A 17,052-nucleotide genomic window follows, 5' to 3' on the forward strand; every position below is an offset into this window, starting at 1 on the left:
TCATTGCGAAAGATATAAATTCGGGAATATTGCGGATGGATTAAAACATATCTTGCCGCGACTGTAGATAAAAAACTGGTTGTACCTATTTTTGATATCATTAATAACGCACAGTTTCAGCACGTATCCAGCCTAAAGTAGCGATATTTTGAAACAAAATCGCAAATTTAGTTCAAATTATCTGGCAAAAACAACGGACCGATCGGCACACGTGGCAATCCAAACTCTTCTGGGTAGTCCACATCCACCAGATATAAGCCTTCAGCTTTGGCGGTCGCGCCTGCTAATTTGCGGTCTTTCGCTTCTAGTAGCCATTTTATCCATTCTGGTTTTTCTTCACCACGACCCACTTTGATCAAGCTACCGGTGATGTTGCGCACCATATGATGAACAAATGCATTGGCTTTGATATCAATCACGATGTAGTCACCATGACGAGTTACGTTAAGGTGCATCAAGTTACGGAATGGGCTCAATGATTGGCAATGCGCAGCACGGAATGAGCTAAAGTCGTTCTCACCCAATAGATACTGCCCTGCTTCATGCATTTTCTTCTCGTCGAGTTCACCATGGTAGTGGCTCACCCCAGAATTCAAAATACCTGGACGCAGTGCATGATTGAAGATGATGTAGCGATAACGACGCGCAGTTGCAGAGAATCGAGCATGAAAGTCATCGTTCACTTCCACTGCCCAGCGGACAGCGATATCACTTGGCATGTTTGCATTTGCACCCATAGTCCAAGCCACCATTTTACGACTCACGTTGGTGTCAAAGTGAACAACCTGACCAGTGCCATGCACACCAGCGTCTGTACGACCTGCACACTGAACTTCAACAGGGTGATTCGCTACCACAGACAATGCTTTTTCTAGCTCTTCTTGGACGCTTTTCACTTCTCTTTGACGTTGCCAGCCAAAGTAGTTTGTACCGTTGTATTCGATACCTAATGCGATTCTCATTTTAACCTTCGAACTCTAAAATGGGGCGGGAAGTATATACGTAAGTCCTTCCAGATACAAAAAGGGCAGCGTTTGCTGCCCTTTTAGTTACCTACCGTTAATCGTATCGATGAGGTTTTTAGCCTCTCGGCGAATATCATCTTCTCCGTAGACAATCGCTTCTTCTAGCAACTTAATCGCGCCTTGAGGCTCGTTCATCTCAAGGTAGATTTTTGCGAGATCCAGCTTACCTGCAGCTTCTGCATTGGTATCTACATCGACATCGCCAATATCACCAATCACGTCAGGAAATTCGTTCAGACCCACATCGAGTTTGAGATCTTGCTCTTCAAACTCGCCACCGTCTTTATCCACTTGCGCCATCAACTCATCAATCGTCATGAATTGATTCTTCTTAGGATCAAAGTCCGTTAAGTCTTCTTGCTCACCCCAGTTTTCTTGCGCGATTTCTGGCTGTGCTAACGCGTCAGACGAACTCCATACTTCACGCTGATCTTCTGGTACCTCTGTTGCTGATGAAGTGCTTTCTGGCGACAGTTTAAAGCCGTCCCAGTCATCACCAACATCCAGCATAGTCTCGAAGTCCATACCAGCGCTTGCAATCGTGTCACTATCTAGCTTGCCATCAAAGACCTCAGATTCAGCATTTTCCGATAACAGGTTCGCCATCGCTGATTCTTCGAAGTCATTTAACTCTGACTCAAAGGCATTGTTCGCTTCTGGCTCCACATCGGCACTGAAAGCTTCTGGTTGCGCAAAGACTTCGAACAAAGCATCGTGGTCATTATCAGCTTGCAACACTGGCTGAGGCGTTTCTAAGCGCTCATTCGATGCTTCTGGACTAATAGTGTCAGATTCAGCAGTTGATGGTTCTTCTGCCATTGATGCTAGCGCATCTTCTTCGCTGAATTCAGGAAGCTCTAAGTCGTCGAAGTTGAACTCTTCTTCTGCTTCCGCAACTGGCGCTTCAAGATCGGCTGTTTCCGATTCTGTTAGCGCTGGCTCCTCTGCCATTGACGCTAGCGCATCTTCTTCGCTGAATTCAGGAAGCTCTAAGTCGTCAAAGTTGAACTCTTCTTCTGCTTCCGCAACTGACGCTTCAAGATCGGCTGTTTCCGATTCTGTTAGCGCTGGCTCCTCTGCCATTGACGCTAGCGCATCTTCTTCGCTGAATTCAGGAAGCTCTAAGTCGTCGAAGTTGAACTCTTCTTCTGCTTCCGCAACTGGCGCTTCAAGATCGGTTGTTTCCGATTCTGTTAGCGCTGGCTCCTCTGCCATTGACGCTAACGCATCTTCTTCACTGAACTCAGGAAGCTCTAATTCATCAAAGTTGAACTCTTCTTCTGCTTCCGCAACTGGTGCTTCAACATCGGCTGTTTCCGATTCTGTTAGCGCTGGCTCCTCTGCCATTGACGCTAGCTCATCTTCTTCGCTGAACTCAGGAAGCTCTAAGTCGTCGAAGTTGAACTCTTCTTCTGCTTCCACAACTGGTGCTTCAGGCTCAGCCATTTCCGATTCCGCTAACGCTGGCTCTTCTGCCGTTGACGCTAGCGCATCTTCTTCGCTGAATTCAGGAAGCTCTAAGTCGTCGAGGTTGAACTCTTCTTCTGCGTCCGCAACTGGCGCTTCAAGATCGGCTGTTTCCGATTCTGTTAGCGCTGGCTCTTCTGCCATTGACGCTAGCGCATCTTCTTCGCTGAATTCAGGAAGTTCTAAGTCGTCGAGGTTGAACTCTTCTTCTGCGTCCGCAACTGGTGCTTCAGGCTCAGCCATTTCCGATTCTGTTAGCGCAGGCTCTTCTGCCATTGATGCTAGCGCATCTTCTTCGCTGAACTCAGGAAGCTCTAATTCATCAAAGTTGAACTCTTCTTCCGCGTCCGCAACTGGCGCTTCAACATCGGCTGTTTCCGATTCTGTTAGCGCTGGCTCCTCTGCCATTGACGCTAGCGCATCTTCTTCGCTGAATTCAGGAAGCTCTAAGTCGTCGAGGTTGAACTCTTCTTCTGCGTCCGCAACTGGCGCTTCAGGCTCAACCATTTCCGATTCCGCTAACTCTGGCTCTTCTGCCATTGACGCTAGCGCATCTTCTTCGCTGAATTCAGGAAGTTCTAAATCGTCTAGGTTGAACTCTTCTTCATCGATATTAGATGCAGTTGAGTTAGCTGCAACTGGCTCTTGCTCTGTTTTGCCCTCTGGCTCAATATCATCAACTAGCCAATCTTCCTCTTGAGGAATACCAAATTCATTTTCAACAGTGTTCGGTGTCGGAGTGAAAGCAGGCTCTTCTTCAATATCAGAAGTTGCAATAGATTCACTTTCAGCTTGGTTCACTTGTGGCACGTTGTCTGATTGAAGCTCTGCTGTATCAAGCTGCTCAACAGATTCTTCCATCACTGCTAGTTCTTCAACTGATGTTTCTGGCTCGGATTCAAGCTCCGCCTCATCCGCAAATTCCGTTTCACCGCCAATCAATGCGTCAAGCTCTGCAGCAAAGTCCGCACCTTCTTGCTCTGCAGGTTTTAGAGCTTCGCTGTCGGTATCGAAGAGATCATCCAGCTCCGTCATTAACGGGTCATGCTTTGGTGAAGCATCTTCTAGGTCACCAAAGAAATCATTGCTGTTGAAATTAACATCGGATTCAGACTGCTCGGCTTCAGCTTCTGTACTGAGAGGCTCAGTCTGAGGCTGACTTTCAGCCTCTGGTTGGTTGTCATTAAGCAGCGCATCAATATCCAAACCGGAATCTAATCCAAGTGCCGCTTTTTCATCTTCTAAATCTAATGTTGATTCGACGCCAGCAGTAGGTTGAGGAGTCGAAGTTAACGCTTCCTCTTCTACAGGCTCTAAATCATCAAAACCAAGCGAGGCAAGCAGGTCTTCATCATCTTGAATGTTCTCTGGTTCGTCATCTTCACGAATTAGATCATCAAATGGGTCAATTTCACTGTTCGGTTCACTGTGCGATTCTTCGTTATCGTCATCTAACAGCTCGTCCAACAAATCAACGCTATTTTCATCAATGTCTGCCAGAGCATCGTCATTCTCGAAACCTGATAGCTTTTCTAGCTCATCAAGCGGATCAAAGTCATCGTCGGATGAGTCCTCATCATCAAAGCCAATCAACTCATCGAGTAAATCGGTACTGTCTTCGTCGATCGCAGGCTCTTCGCTCAAGCCCGCGATATCCTCTAGCTCTTCAAGAGGGTCAAGCTCGTTAAGGGACTCACCATCATCTTCGCCGATCAACTCATCAAGAAGCGCCGATGCGTCATCTTCACTTGAGTCGTTTTCTGTTAGACCGGAAAGCGCCTCAAGTTCATCAAATACATCATCATCTGATTCGCTTGATGTTGGTTGCTCGTATTGTGCTAGCAGTTTATCGATGTCATCGTCCGTTGCTTCACCAGCTGAAAATGCGTTCTCTGTTACAGCTGGCTTATCTTCTTCAACGTCCAGATTGAGATCATCACCATCTAGGTCAGCAAACAAGTCGTCCAACATTGCTTGGTCTACGCCATCTGTTTGCAGCTCTTCTGCCGGTTCATCAGCTGCGAGTAATTCAGCAAAAGCATCATCAGACATGGCATCAGAACCATCTTCGTCAGAAAGATCGAAGCCAGCATCATCGTCATCTAGCACTTCAAGTTCAGGTGCCACCTCATCCAAGGCGCGCTCCATTTCTTCAAGACCCAGGGCTTTTTCTTCGCCATTAACCTTGATGCCATTGCTAGAGGAATCAAATTCATCAAAGCCAACGTCTAAATCGCCATCGTCACCGATGCCAGCAAATGGGTCCTCGCCATCATCACCTTCAAGATTGAAGTCAAGCTCGTCATCATCAAGGTTCCCGAAGACATCCTCTTCTTCAGTTTGCTGTTCTTCTTGTTCGAATAGGTTTTCAGCTTCGTCATCATCTCCGAACAAGTCGTCATCAAGGCTCAGCTCTTCGTCTAATTCATCTGCAGCTGCTAAACCAATTGGCGCAGCAAGAGGATCTGTACTTTGCTGCTCTTGCGCAGCCGCTTCTTCCTCTTTCGCTTTCGAGCGACGACCAAGCATCATCACGACTAACAAGGCGATTAACGCACCCGGAATCAACGCAGCAAGACCAACAAGCCAGCCATTCGATAGAATTTTATCCATCGTACTTGGCTGCATACGCTGTTGCTCGGCAACACGCTGACGCTCTTCAGCTAACAATTTTTCAACTTCTGAGCGAATACGCTCTTCGTCATTCAACGATGTTTTCAGCGTTTCAACTTCGCTTTGTACTTCAGAAAGCATCAAACGCAGGCGATGATTCTTCTCTTCCAAAGACTCCAATTCACTTTGCGAGCCTTGCAGCTTGTCTTTCAGCGCACTGACTTGCTTCTCGCCTTCTGGTGAGGTGGTCACTGCAGGCACTGGCGTCTCAGGTTTTACCACTTTTACCAGCTCTGGTTTCGGAGCTTCTGGTTTCGCAGCCTCTGGTTTTGGATCAGGCTTTGCGGTTTCAACCACTGGTTTTGGCGGCTCAACTTTCGGTTTTACAGGTTGAGTAGGCGTTGCTTTTGGCTGAGTGAGTCGAGCTTCATGCGCTTTCATAATGGCAACAGCTTGCGCAGTTGTTGCGCTTTGCACTTGCTCCAGAGAAGGGACACGTAATCGACTACCAGGAATCAGTTCGTGGATATTCTGTTTATCAAACGCTTGAGGGTTGATTCTATAGATGGCGAGCAGCGTTTGTTGTACGGAAACATTTCGAGAAGGTCGCAATTGAGAAGCGATCGACCATAAAGTCTCATTTTGACCTGTCGGGCCAAAGAAGCGCGACGGTTGGTCATTTTTAGGTGGAGCGGGCAACGCTCGTTCAATCTCCTCAGCAAAGCTCGGAGACGCTTGCACTTCACCAGAGGGTCCTACAAGACGAATACCTTCGGCTTGAACCAATGACGATGTCTGAGTCGCGCTCATCAGCACAAGGGCTGCTAACAAACGCTTATAATTTTGACGCATAGAAGGCTCAGTTTGGTGCTAGTAACAATTTGAAATAGTGATCGGTTAAATATATCGGATATAGCCCTCAAAACTATAGCTTTGAGGGTAAAAAATGTGTGGCTCTCACCATATTCGTACTAATCTCACACAATTTTACGCTATTCGAACAAAAAAGCCTCGCATAGTGCGAGGCTTTAAGGTTCTTAACGTGGTCGACTTAGTAGTAATCGCGAATCAGAACTTCTGCAATTTGAACTGCGTTGGTTGCTGCGCCTTTACGAACATTATCGGCAACAACCCATAGGTTCACGCCACTGTGATGGCTGATATCGTTACGAATACGACCAACCATTACATGGTCTTTGCCGCCCGCATCACGAACTTGTGTTGGGAAGTCTTCACCGTGGAATACTTCAATACCATCTGTTTGCTCAAGTAAGTTAATCACTTCTTGTGCATCGATTGGTGAGCGAGTCTCAATATGAACCGCTTCTGCGTGACCATAGAATACAGGTACGCGTACACAAGTTGGGTTTACTGTGATTGATGGGTCGTTAAAGATCTTTTGCGTTTCCCACACCATTTTCATTTCTTCTTTGGTGTAGCCGTTTTCCATCATCTGGTCGATTTGTGGAATACAGTTAAACGCGATCTGTTGAGAGAATTGCTTCTTGTCAGCAGGTAGACCATTTAGTAGCTTCGCTGTTTGACCTGCTAGCTCATCAATACCTGCTTTACCTGCACCCGATACAGATTGGTAAGTTGAAACGTTAATACGTTCAATGCCCACTGCATCATGAATTGGTTTTAGTGCCACCAGCATTTGGATGGTTGAACAGTTCGGGTTTGCAATGATATTGCGGTTACGAAATTCTGCAATCGCTTCTGGGTTTACTTCTGGCACAACCAAAGGAATGTCATATTCGTAACGGAAGTTCGACGTGTTATCGATAACGATAACGCCTTCATCAGCGGCAATTGGTGCCCATTTTGCTGACAGTTCGCCACCAGCAGAAAACAGTGCGATGTGCGCTTGAGACCAATCGAATTCTTCTACGTTTTGAACACGTACCGTTTTACCATTGAAGCGGTAAGTCTTGCCTTCACTACGCTCACTCGCAAGTAGGAAGATTTCACCTACCGGGAATTTGCGCTCTTGAAGCACTTCCAAAATTGTTTCACCGACCGCACCGGTCGCACCTAATACGGCAACATTGTATTGCTGGCTCATTGACTTACCTCAACCTGAAAACCTAGTTCTGCTAATGGTGCAAGATTGCATGTTTCGTTACCCATTAGCGTGACAGCGCTGTACTCGCGGCGATCCCAGTAGTTTTTACGCATCAGGTCAAAAGAGCCTGGCTTACTGATTTCGCGGCGGAAAAGAACGTCATCTTTACGCACATCATAGATTAACTGCGTGATGTTGTGCAGCGTTGCTTCATCCCATGCTCTGTCCAATACCATAGTAGGAACAGGCGCGGTTGGCAGTAAATCGCTGGCATGCGCACGTAATTCGTTATTTAAGAACTCACAGTAGCTGTTGAAAATCATTGTTGTACCGCGAGCTTTCCCTTCCAGACCATAGCCTGCAACATGAGGGGTTGCGAATGCTAGCAGAGGCAGAAGCTCCATATCAACCTCTGGTTCAAACTCAAACACATCGAGTGCCGCTGTAAAGCCGTCGTTTCTCAGTAAACGTTGCTTTAGCGCTTGGTTGTCAACGACCGGACCGCGCGCGGCATTGATAAGAATTTGATCGCTACGAAGACCATTTAGCACTACCTCATCAATCAGGTGATGCGTTGGATGTGGACCATCTTTAGTGATAGGCGTATGCAGCGTAATGATGTCAGAACGTTCGATCAGCTCGGCTAGCGGAGTGAAGCTGCGAGAATCACCCTCTTCTTGTTTAAATGGATCATTGATGAGCACGTTTATGCCCATGCCTTTCAAACATTTTTCAAGGTAGCTACCGACTTGACCCGCGCCAATAATACCAACGGTTTTATCGAAAACTGAGAAGCCTTGTTGTTGTGCTAGCACCATCATGACGCTGAACGCGTACTCAGCAACACCAACTTTGTTACAACCAGGTGCTGCGGTGAAGAAAATACCTTTCTCTTGCAATAGCGCTTGATCAACATGATCCATACCTGCCGTTGCTGTACCAACGAACTTCAGCTTGTTTGCTTTGCTGATCAGTTCTGCGTTTACTTTGGTAACTGAGCGAATCATTAGCGCGTCGACATCGATTAAATCATCGGCGGTTAGTGTACGACCAGGTTTTAGAATCACTTCACCGAGTTGGCTGAATAGCTCTTCAGCGTACGGCATATTTTCATCAACAATAATTTTCATAGCGCCAGCGTTTAACATCCATTTGTATGAGTTCGTTTATTCGCAAGATGCGAAGCTAAAGCGATTGTGCCCTTTTCTTGAAAAATCTCAACAACTATACCCAAGTGACTTTCCTAAACAGGTTTCAGAAAAGAAAAAGCCCGGCTAAATTAGCCGGGCAAAGTTCCAGAACAAAAGGATCCTATCCCGCTCTCCTTGGGATAGAGTCTGCGTCTGTTCGATCAGTTTGACTGATCAAGCTCTGGAAACTGGTTTGTCGGTCCGTTGACGCCATTTGAGAAAACCATAGTGACATTCCGACCAACAAATTCAGTTAGCTTTGAGTCGCTTACGCTTGATACTTTTTGATTACCAATGTCGCGTTTGTACCACCAAAACCAAAGCTGTTTGACATAACCGTCGTTAACTCAGCTTCACGAGCTTCCGTTACGATGTCTAGACCTTGTGCTGCTTCATCCAAGTTAGAGATGTTCACACTTGGGGCAATGAAGTTGTTGTCTAGCATTAGCGTTGAGTAAATCGCTTCGTGAACGCCAGCTGCACCTAGTGCGTGACCTGTCATTGCTTTTGTCGCAGAGATTGCTGGGCTGTTATCACCGAATAGTTCTTGGATAGCGCCTAGCTCTTTCACGTCACCTACTGGAGTAGAAGTGCCGTGGGTATTGATGTAGTCGATAGCATCAACATCTTGCATTGCCATCTTCATACAACGAACGGCGCCTTCACCTGATGGTGCTACCATGTCGTAGCCATCAGAAGTCGCACCGTAACCTACGATCTCACCGTAGATTTTCGCGCCACGAGCTAGAGCGTGCTCTAGTTCTTCGATAACTAGCATGCCGCCGCCACCAGAGATTACGAAACCGTCACGGTCTGCATCGTAAGTACGAGATGCTTTGTCTGGTGTTTCGTTGTATTTAGTTGATAGTGCGCCCATCGCATCAAACATCATAGTTTGAGACCAATCTAGCTCTTCACCACCACCTGCAAAAACGATGTCTTGTTTACCAAGTTGGATAAGCTCCATCGCGTGACCGATACAGTGTGCAGACGTTGCACAAGCTGAGCTCATTGAGTAGTTCACGCCACGAATCTTAAATGGTGTTGCAAGACACGCTGATACTGTTGAAGACATAGTACGTGGAACCATGTATGGACCTACGCGTTTTACGCCTTTTGCACGCATCGTGTCAGTTGCTACTGTTTGGTTTAATGCAGAAGCACCACCAGAACCAGCAACGATACCTGTACGATCGTTTGAAACTTGTTCTTCAGATAGACCAGCGTCTTCAATTGCCTGCTGCATTGATAGGTATGCATAAGCAGCCGCATCACCCATAAAGCGCATCTGCTTACGGTCAATAAATTCTGCTGGGTTGATTTTCAGATCACCCCATACCTGCGAACGCAGACCGTTTTCTTTAAACTGCTCAGACGCAGTGATGCCAGATTTGCCCGCTTTAAGAGACGCTAGAACTTCTTCGACGTTGTTACCGATACTTGAAACAATACCCATACCGGTGATTACGACTCGTTTCATTATGACATTCCTATAATTCAAAAATCCGCTAGATAATAACTAAGATAGTCAACAAAAGTGGTCAGCTTTCCCAGAAATTCGTACAATCGCCGAATTCTAACCGCGCCAAATCACATATTTGCACCATTATGACTTCGATTAAAAACGCAGAACTTGGTTGGAACGAAGCTGGTACACCGGTTTCTGACCAATTTGATGATGTTTATTTCTCCAACGTAAACGGTCTCGAAGAGACGCGTTACGTGTTCCTCAAACAAAATCATCTACCAGAAAGATGGCAGGAATTTGACCAAAGACGTTTTGTTATTGGTGAAACCGGATTTGGCACAGGGTTGAACTTCTTAGCCGTGTGGCAATGGTTTACCGAATTTCGTCGCGAATATCCAGAGGCAACCCTAAAAGAATTACATTTTGTTAGCTTTGAGAAGTACCCACTAAGCAAAGCTGATTTAGAAAAAGCGCATCAATCATGGCCAGAATTGGCAGAGTTTGCCGAAAAACTGCAACAGCACTATCCAGCAGCAGTGCCTGAGTGTCATCGCATTGTTTTAGAAGACGGCGCTATCACACTCGATCTTTGGTTTGGCGATATCAAAGACTGCATGCCGCTTGTTCCTTATGCAAAGCAAGGCTTGATTGATGCTTGGTTCTTAGATGGTTTTGCACCGAGCAAAAACCCAGAAATGTGGAACCAAAACCTATTCAACGGCATGGCAAAATTGGCGAAACAGGATTGTACGGTCGCAACCTTTACGGCAGCGGGTTTTGTGCGTCGCGGCTTAAACGAAGCGGGCTTTGCAATGAAAAAAGTCAAAGGCTTCGGCACCAAACGTGAAATGATTGCAGGTTCGATGGAGCAGCGTGAAGCGCATTCAAACCACCTACCTTGGTTTAACCGCACTGCCTCGACCAATCATGATTCCATCGCGATTATTGGTGGCGGTATCGCTAGCGCGGCTTTGGCTAAAACGCTGATTCGTCGCGGTCAAAATATCACGCTTTACTGCAAAGACGCTCAACCTGCAGAAGGCGCATCAGGCAACCGCCAAGGCGCAGTGTACCCATTATTAAATGGTCCACACAAAGGCGTTTCTCGTGTATTCGCTCCGGGCTTTTTGTTTGCCCGTCAGTTTGTTGACCAAGCAGCGCAAGATATCCAATTTGATCACGATTGGTGCGGCATTACTCAGCTGATGTGGGATGACAAATCTGCAGATAAATTAGAGAAAATGCTTGCTGGCAATTTCACACCAGAGTTAATTCATAAACTATCTGCTGAAGAGACCGCAGAGAAGATAGGCTTGCCGATTGATATGGCATCGGTTCACTATCCTCTTGGCGGTTGGTTATGCCCTGCTGAACTCACGCGAGGCTTGATAGCTCAATTGGATAAAACAGAACTTTTTGAAGCGAAGTTCGAGCATCAAGTCGAGTCGCTCACTTGGGACGAATCGCGCAAGGTTTGGATATTGAAAGCGAACGGTCAAAGCTTTGAACATTCAACTGTAGTGGTTGCTAATGGCAGTGAGTTCCAAACACTAAGCCAAACCGCTGATTTACCAATGGGTCAGGTAAAAGGTCAAGTTAGCCACGCACCAGCGACAGAAACTTTGTCCAAGCTGAAAACGGTACTGTGTTACGACGGTTACATGACACCTGTTAACCCGAATAATCAGCACTTGTGCATCGGTGCAAGCTACGACCGCAGCCACCTCGATTACGAGTTTGACGAGGATGCGCAAAAAGACAACGCTGAGAAATTGGTGAAGTGCCTGCCGAACCAAACTTGGACGAAAGAGGTGGATACCTCTGGTAACTTGTCGCGCCAAGGTATTCGCTGTGTTAGCCGTGACCACCTTCCGTTTGTAGGGAACGTAGGCGACTTTGAAACCATCAAAACGCAATATGCGGATCTGCAAAATCAACAAGAGCAAGACGTTGACGCGATTCACCAGTTCCCTAACCTATTCTGTTTCCTAGGTTTAGGCTCTCGTGGTTTGAGCTCAGCACCTCTAATGGCAGAAGTGTTGGCATCACAAATCTGTGGCGATCCGTTACCACTGCCTGTTGATGTCCTGACTGAGCTGCACCCTAGCCGTATGTGGGTAAGAAAGCTACGTAAAGGGAAGGCAATTACTGAGGTGTAATTTGCTTTTAGTATTTCGCTGAAAGCAAAAGTCTGTTGCTATTCCTGTTAAAGACGAACGAATGCAGTTGGGGGATCTCTCGATTCATTACACAAAAAAGATCCCCTACTCAATCATCTTCCTTCTAGGGAATGTTCGAATTTAAGTCTTTAACTTTAACAGCTAACAGGAGCAATTCATTCAGCGACCTTCTAAACGAAGACTCCCTCGTCATTCCAAATAACGACGAAGGAGTGTAGTCGGGAATCTCTCGGTTAATGACACAAAAGAGAGACCTTAATTCAATGTCGCCACTGCAGCTTTCACTTGATCTGCAACTTCCGCATTACGGAACTTGCCCGCTTCTAAATCAAAGTTATCGTAGAAGCTTGGAATAGATTGCGATGCTTTCACTTCCGCCCCAAAGTAAGGTGCAGAGCCTGTCGCCGCAGCGAGTACCGTTTGTGCACCACCAGGACCTGGTGAAGTCGCTAAGTACACCGCTGGTTTATTTTGGAATACGTTACGCTCGATGCGTGTCGCCCAATCGAATAAATTCTTATATGCTGCTGGGTAAGAGCCATTATGCTCAGCAAAAGAAATCACCAAAGCGTCTGCTGTTGCGATGTCAGCAAGAAACGCTTTTGCGCCCTCTGCCTGACCAATTTCCTTCTCTTTGTCTTCGCTGAACAAAGGAACATCGTAGCTATTGAGATCTAACACTTGCACGTCTGCACCTTCAACAAGATTGGCAGCGTAAGTCGCGAGAGTTTTATTGATAGAGGTAGAGCTAGTAGAAGCGCCGAATGCGATAATTTTCATGGTTGTAGTCCTTTGTTCACGTTTTGTACTAACAAGAGTAAGAGGTGAACGAGTGTGCTACAACCACAAAAATTTTAAGGAGAGATTCGAAAATTTCGAAGGAGTTTAATTCAACTCTTTTTGCTTCAACCAGAGGTTTAGCGCAACCTGTCGAAGCTTATAAAAACTGATGGTGGCTTAAGCTTGTGCTTGAAGCTCTTGCCAAAGGTCGTTAACAATCACGCGATCTGCTGGTGTTAATTCTGAACGCGCTTCTTCAAGACTGTTTTCGATGCGAGATTTCAACTCAGCCACATCGTTAATGCCTTCTTCTTCACACGCCGCCGCAGACAGAGAAATGTGACCACGTAAATAACCACCAGCAAACAATTCATCATCCGATGCGGTTTCAATGCGTGCATCAATCAGTTCTAGTAGTTTTTCTTCAAATTCAATAATCATGGAGCTTCTCTGAGGTTATTTAACGATAAAGTCAGACGTTTCCAGCGGCTTGGTTTGGTAAAAGGCACGCAAGGCATCCGATAGCATTTGTACGCGATGCGGAAGACCGTTTTCTAAAATACCCATTACTTCATTGTGCACTTTGTGCATAAAACCAAGACGATCTGGTTCAAAATCGCCGTGTAGATTGTCACAACTAACGTTAAAAGGGAAGTCAGCACTTTTCGCTAGAATCCACTCATAAGCTTGGGGGCGAACTTCAACTTTTTCGAACTCAGCTTGAACCTCTGCTGTACGACCATCTGGCTCGTACCAGTAACCAAAATCTTCTAGCAAGCGGCGCTCTGGTCCTGCTACACACCAATGGGCAATCTCGTGTAGTGCTGACGCGTAAAAGCCACGAGCAAAAATAATCCGATGATGTGGGTGCGCTTCGTCAGCTGGTAAGTAGATAGGCTCATCACCACCAAGTTCTAATTTGGTATTAAAAGACTCAAGAAACGTGTCGTTGAAGATGGTGATAAGGTCTTGATATTCGTGATTCATCATCGATTCTGTACTTCAAATTGGTATGCGGTGCGCATTGTCGCTGTTTTTCTTACACAGGTAAAGCCACACAACATGTTTGGTTATTAGCTGAGTTAATCTGAAAGTCGCTTTCTCCATACAATTTCTCATTCGTCACAGATCACATTTCCCACTACACTCACGCCTTATTTTTACGCTTAATGATGGCGACTTCAACGCTACTTAAAGCGAGATTCTTTTTGGATTTAAGCCTATCCCCAAGGCTTAGATCTTGTTGGTAAGTTTTGCTGCTGTTTTCCTTAACCTCAAGGACATAACAGAGCCCTTTTATTTGAGTGTCCCCTTATGCTGCTAAGTGTGTTGTATATCATTGGTATCACGGCTGAAGCCATGACTGGTGCATTGAGTGCTGGTCGAAGAAAAATGGATTGGTTTGGTGTTATGTTGGTAGCCAGTGCAACGGCAATCGGCGGCGGTACAGTACGCGACATTTTGCTAGGTCACTACCCATTAGGTTGGGTAAAGAATCCTGAATTCTTAGCAATTACATGCGTTGCGGGTGTACTGACAACTGGCTTGGCGAAGTGGGTAATCAAGCTGAAAGGTCTGTTCATTCGTTTGGATGCGCTAGGCTTGATCGTATTTAGCATCATCGGCACCAAGGTCGCGATTGGCATGGGCTTACACCCTGGCATTTGTATGGTGTCAGCACTTGTAACTGGCGTATTTGGTGGTCTGCTACGTGATTTGATTTGTCGTCAAACGCCGCTTGTGCTGCATGAAGAGCTTTACGCCTCTGTAGCACTTATCGCATCAGGTTTGTACCTAGCGTTACTTGAGTTCAACGTACCGGACGTAACCGCGACGATTGTGACTCTGATTACTGGTTACATGTTGCGTATGGCGGCAGTACGCTTTAAATGGCGCTTGCCTTCATTCCACTTGGAAACCGAAGGGTCGATTCACTAATTCAAATAGAAACCTATTAAAAGACATGAAAAAGGCTGCTCATTGAGCAGCCTTTTGTGTTTCTATCGGGTTAAGCTTCAAACTTAAATCTTTGGAGTCTCGGTTTGTACGCCATGGTTTTGACCACGGTGGCGTAGCAAATGGTCCATAACGACAATGGCAAGCATCGCTTCTGCGATAGGCACCGCACGGATACCCACACAAGGGTCATGACGACCTTTAGTGATCAACTGAGTTGGTTCACCTTCTTTAGTGATAGTCTCACCTGGCACCGTAATGCTTGAGGTTGGCTTAAGCGCGATGTTTGCAACAATCTCTTGACCAGTAGAGATACCGCCAAGAATGCCGCCCGCGTGGTTACTACCAAAGCCTTCTGGTGAAAGCGTATCACGGTGCTCGCTGCCTTTTTGGTTTACCACATCAAAACCGTCACCGATTTCCACGCCTTTCACTGCATTGATGCTCATTAACGCGTGCGCGATGTCTGCATCCAAACGATCAAATACAGGCTCACCAAGACCAACAGGCACGTTGGTTGCCACGACCTGAATTTTAGCGCCGATAGAGTCGCCTTCTTTTTTCAGATCACGGATAAGTTGATCAAACGCTTCCACTTTGTCTGCATCTGGGCAGAAGAACGCGTTGTTTTCGATTTCATTCCAATCCACTTTATCGATTGAAACGTCACCCATTTGCGACAAGTAAGCGCGGATTTCTACACCGAACTCGTCTTTTAGGTATTTCTTAGCGATTGCACCAGCCGCCACACGCATTGCCGTTTCACGAGCAGACGAACGGCCGCCACCTCGATAGTCGCGCACACCGTATTTTTGGTGGTAAGTGTAATCAGCGTGTCCTGGACGGAACTTGTCTTTGATGTCTGAGTAGTCTTTAGAACGTTGGTCTGTGTTCTCGATCATCAGACCAATTGAAGTACCTGTGGTTTTACCTTCAAAAACGCCAGAAAGAATTTTTACTTCGTCCGGTTCACGACGTTGGGTAGTGTAACGTGATGTGCCAGGACGGCGACGGTCGAGATCCGTTTGCAGATCTGCCTCAGTGATTTTCAAACCTGGAGGGCATCCGTCTACGATACATCCTAGTGCGATACCGTGACTTTCTCCGAATGTCGTTACTCGGAAATGTTGTCCGATACTGTTTCCTGCCATTACTTCCTCAAGTTTTTGTCGCCACGCTCTCCATGAGCGCAACTGCTTTTCAATTCTTCGTGGAATCATAGTGGCGGTATTACGTTTTGATGTAAAGCCCGATTTGGCGGAAAAAACAAAACAGCCGAAATTTTCCAAGCTCAGTGCGAAGCGGATAAAAAAACACCGAGCACTGGGCTCGGTGTTTTCATTGTTTATTCGAATGGTTTATTTCGACAGACTTAGTCTTTGTACAGTTTGAACTCTTCTGCACACTCAACCAATTGGTCACGCGTTAGCATGAATACGCCGTGACCGCCGTTCTCGAACTCAATCCAAGTGAATGGAATTTGTGGGTACTGTTCCATCATGTGAACCATTGAGTTACCAACTTCACACACAAGAATACCGTCGTCTGTTAGGTAGTCTGGTGCGTTAGCAAGAATACGACGAACCAGTTTTAGACCGTCAGTACCAGCAGCTAGACCTAGCTCAGGCTCGTGCGTGAACTCATCTGGCAGGCTGTTCATGTCTTCTTCATCCACGTAAGGTGGGTTAGACACGATCAGATTGTATTTCTCTTTTGGAAGATCGCGGAACAAGTCAGAGCGGATTGGGAACACTTGTTGCTCCATGCCGTGATCTTGTACGTTTTGCTCAGCCACTTGTAGAGCGTCTGTAGAGATGTCGATCGCGTCAACTTCTGCTTCAGGGAAAGCGTGCGCACAAGCAATCGCGATACAACCAGAACCCGTACATAGGTCCATGATGCGCGTAGGCTCTTCCACCAACCAAGGTTGGAATTCCGCTTGAATCAGTTCGCCGATTGGAGAACGTGGCACAAGAACACGCTCATCAACGAAGAACTCAAGACCGCAGAACCATGCTTTGCTCGTTAGGTATGCAGTTGGTGTACGCTCGTTGATGCGTTTTACTACGCGCTCAACGATACGCAGACGCTCGCTTGTCGTAAGGCGAGAGTTCAATACGTGCGGAGGCACATCAATCGGCAAGTATAATGTTGGCAGGATAAGCTGAACCGCTTCATCCCACGCATTATCAGTGCCATGACCGTAAAACAAGTTAGCGGCGTTAAAGCGGCTTACCGTCCAACGAATCATATCTTGAAGGGTATGGAGCTCCGATACCGCCTCTTCTACAAAAATCTTATCCAAAAT

12 protein-coding genes are annotated in these 17,052 nt (G+C 46.4%); 2 read left to right on the top strand and 10 right to left on the bottom strand.

Annotation, left to right across the window (positions count from 1 at the left end; genetic code table 11):
• Nucleotides 1-167: 167 nt before the first annotated feature.
• The 5 genes from truA to fabB all read right to left on the bottom strand — a co-directional run bounded on the left by truA (nucleotide 168) and on the right by fabB (nucleotide 9,840).
• Entirely contained in the window at nucleotides 168-962 is a 795-nt protein-coding gene (truA, locus tag OH463_RS20635; protein WP_005452100.1) for a tRNA pseudouridine(38-40) synthase TruA, read from the bottom strand.
• A gap of 87 nt (nucleotides 963-1,049) precedes the next feature.
• Nucleotides 1,050-5,957 carry a FimV/HubP family polar landmark protein gene (locus tag OH463_RS20640; protein ID WP_269992465.1) on the bottom strand — a complete coding sequence of 1,636 codons (4,908 nt, stop codon included), beginning with the start codon at nucleotides 5,955-5,957 and terminating at the stop codon, nucleotides 1,050-1,052.
• A gap of 199 nt (nucleotides 5,958-6,156) precedes the next feature.
• A complete protein-coding gene (locus tag OH463_RS20645; protein ID WP_005448028.1) occupies nucleotides 6,157-7,170 on the bottom strand; it encodes an aspartate-semialdehyde dehydrogenase in 1,014 nt (337 codons plus the stop codon).
• A complete protein-coding gene (locus OH463_RS20650; RefSeq protein ID WP_269992467.1) occupies nucleotides 7,167-8,300 on the bottom strand; it encodes a 4-phosphoerythronate dehydrogenase in 1,134 nt (377 codons plus the stop codon). Before OH463_RS20650 ends, OH463_RS20645 begins: the two co-directional genes overlap by 4 nt.
• A gap of 328 nt (nucleotides 8,301-8,628) precedes the next feature.
• Nucleotides 8,629-9,840, bottom strand: coding sequence for a beta-ketoacyl-ACP synthase I (fabB, locus tag OH463_RS20655; protein ID WP_005448024.1), 1,212 nt, complete (start codon nucleotides 9,838-9,840; stop codon nucleotides 8,629-8,631).
• A gap of 128 nt (nucleotides 9,841-9,968) precedes the next feature.
• Here fabB and mnmC point away from each other — a divergent pair, with 128 nt between their 5' ends.
• Complete coding sequence (gene mnmC, locus OH463_RS20660; protein ID WP_269992469.1) at nucleotides 9,969-11,987, top strand: bifunctional tRNA (5-methylaminomethyl-2-thiouridine)(34)-methyltransferase MnmD/FAD-dependent 5-carboxymethylaminomethyl-2-thiouridine(34) oxidoreductase MnmC; 2,019 nt, start codon at nucleotides 9,969-9,971, stop codon at nucleotides 11,985-11,987.
• A gap of 276 nt (nucleotides 11,988-12,263) precedes the next feature.
• Here mnmC and OH463_RS20665 read toward each other — a convergent pair whose 3' ends face one another.
• The 3 genes from OH463_RS20665 to OH463_RS20675 all read right to left on the bottom strand — a co-directional run bounded on the left by OH463_RS20665 (nucleotide 12,264) and on the right by OH463_RS20675 (nucleotide 13,775).
• A complete protein-coding gene (locus OH463_RS20665) occupies nucleotides 12,264-12,788 on the bottom strand; it encodes an NADPH-dependent FMN reductase (protein WP_009698555.1) in 525 nt (174 codons plus the stop codon).
• A gap of 177 nt (nucleotides 12,789-12,965) precedes the next feature.
• Entirely contained in the window at nucleotides 12,966-13,229 is a 264-nt protein-coding gene (locus tag OH463_RS20670) for a YfcL family protein (RefSeq protein ID WP_005448019.1), read from the bottom strand.
• A 15-nt stretch (nucleotides 13,230-13,244) separates the two neighbouring features.
• A complete protein-coding gene (locus OH463_RS20675; protein WP_269992501.1) occupies nucleotides 13,245-13,775 on the bottom strand; it encodes an elongation factor P hydroxylase in 531 nt (176 codons plus the stop codon).
• A 327-nt stretch (nucleotides 13,776-14,102) separates the two neighbouring features.
• Between OH463_RS20675 and OH463_RS20680 the strand changes: the two genes are divergently transcribed.
• Nucleotides 14,103-14,726, top strand: a complete 624-nt coding sequence (locus OH463_RS20680) for a trimeric intracellular cation channel family protein (protein ID WP_005433103.1) — start codon at nucleotides 14,103-14,105, stop codon at nucleotides 14,724-14,726.
• A gap of 83 nt (nucleotides 14,727-14,809) precedes the next feature.
• Here the strand turns inward: OH463_RS20680 and aroC are convergent, their stop codons facing one another.
• Together aroC and prmB are read right to left on the bottom strand one after the other, a co-directional pair.
• On the bottom strand, nucleotides 14,810-15,895 hold the full coding sequence (gene aroC, locus OH463_RS20685) for a chorismate synthase (RefSeq protein ID WP_188052939.1): 1,086 nt from the start codon (nucleotides 15,893-15,895) through the stop codon (nucleotides 14,810-14,812).
• A 221-nt stretch (nucleotides 15,896-16,116) separates the two neighbouring features.
• Complete coding sequence (prmB, locus tag OH463_RS20690; protein ID WP_269992473.1) at nucleotides 16,117-17,049, bottom strand: 50S ribosomal protein L3 N(5)-glutamine methyltransferase; 933 nt, start codon at nucleotides 17,047-17,049, stop codon at nucleotides 16,117-16,119.
• Nucleotides 17,050-17,052 lie beyond the last annotated feature (3 nt).

Source organism: Vibrio sp. NFR, assembly GCF_027587095.1.
GTDB classification, from domain to species: domain Bacteria; phylum Pseudomonadota; class Gammaproteobacteria; order Enterobacterales; family Vibrionaceae; genus Vibrio; species Vibrio harveyi.

What these genes read in the sequence shown, in the direction of transcription:
- OH463_RS20650 (WP_269992467.1), bottom strand. Translation starts at nt 8,300, where the DNA reads ATGAAAATTATTGTTGATGAAAATATGCCGTACGCTGAAGAGCTATTC.
- OH463_RS20675 (WP_269992501.1), bottom strand. Translation starts at nt 13,775, where the DNA reads ATGAATCACGAATATCAAGACCTTATCACCATCTTCAACGACACGTTT.
- OH463_RS20670 (WP_005448019.1), bottom strand. Translation starts at nt 13,229, where the DNA reads ATGATTATTGAATTTGAAGAAAAACTACTAGAACTGATTGATGCACGC.
- OH463_RS20680 (WP_005433103.1), top strand. Translation starts at nt 14,103, where the DNA reads ATGCTGCTAAGTGTGTTGTATATCATTGGTATCACGGCTGAAGCCATG.
- truA (WP_005452100.1), bottom strand. Translation starts at nt 962, where the DNA reads ATGAGAATCGCATTAGGTATCGAATACAACGGTACAAACTACTTTGGC.
- OH463_RS20645 (WP_005448028.1), bottom strand. Translation starts at nt 7,170, where the DNA reads ATGAGCCAGCAATACAATGTTGCCGTATTAGGTGCGACCGGTGCGGTC.
- OH463_RS20665 (WP_009698555.1), bottom strand. Translation starts at nt 12,788, where the DNA reads ATGAAAATTATCGCATTCGGCGCTTCTACTAGCTCTACCTCTATCAAT.
- OH463_RS20640 (WP_269992465.1), bottom strand. Translation starts at nt 5,957, where the DNA reads ATGCGTCAAAATTATAAGCGTTTGTTAGCAGCCCTTGTGCTGATGAGC.
- aroC (WP_188052939.1), bottom strand. Translation starts at nt 15,895, where the DNA reads ATGGCAGGAAACAGTATCGGACAACATTTCCGAGTAACGACATTCGGA.
- fabB (WP_005448024.1), bottom strand. Translation starts at nt 9,840, where the DNA reads ATGAAACGAGTCGTAATCACCGGTATGGGTATTGTTTCAAGTATCGGT.
- mnmC (WP_269992469.1), top strand. Translation starts at nt 9,969, where the DNA reads ATGACTTCGATTAAAAACGCAGAACTTGGTTGGAACGAAGCTGGTACA.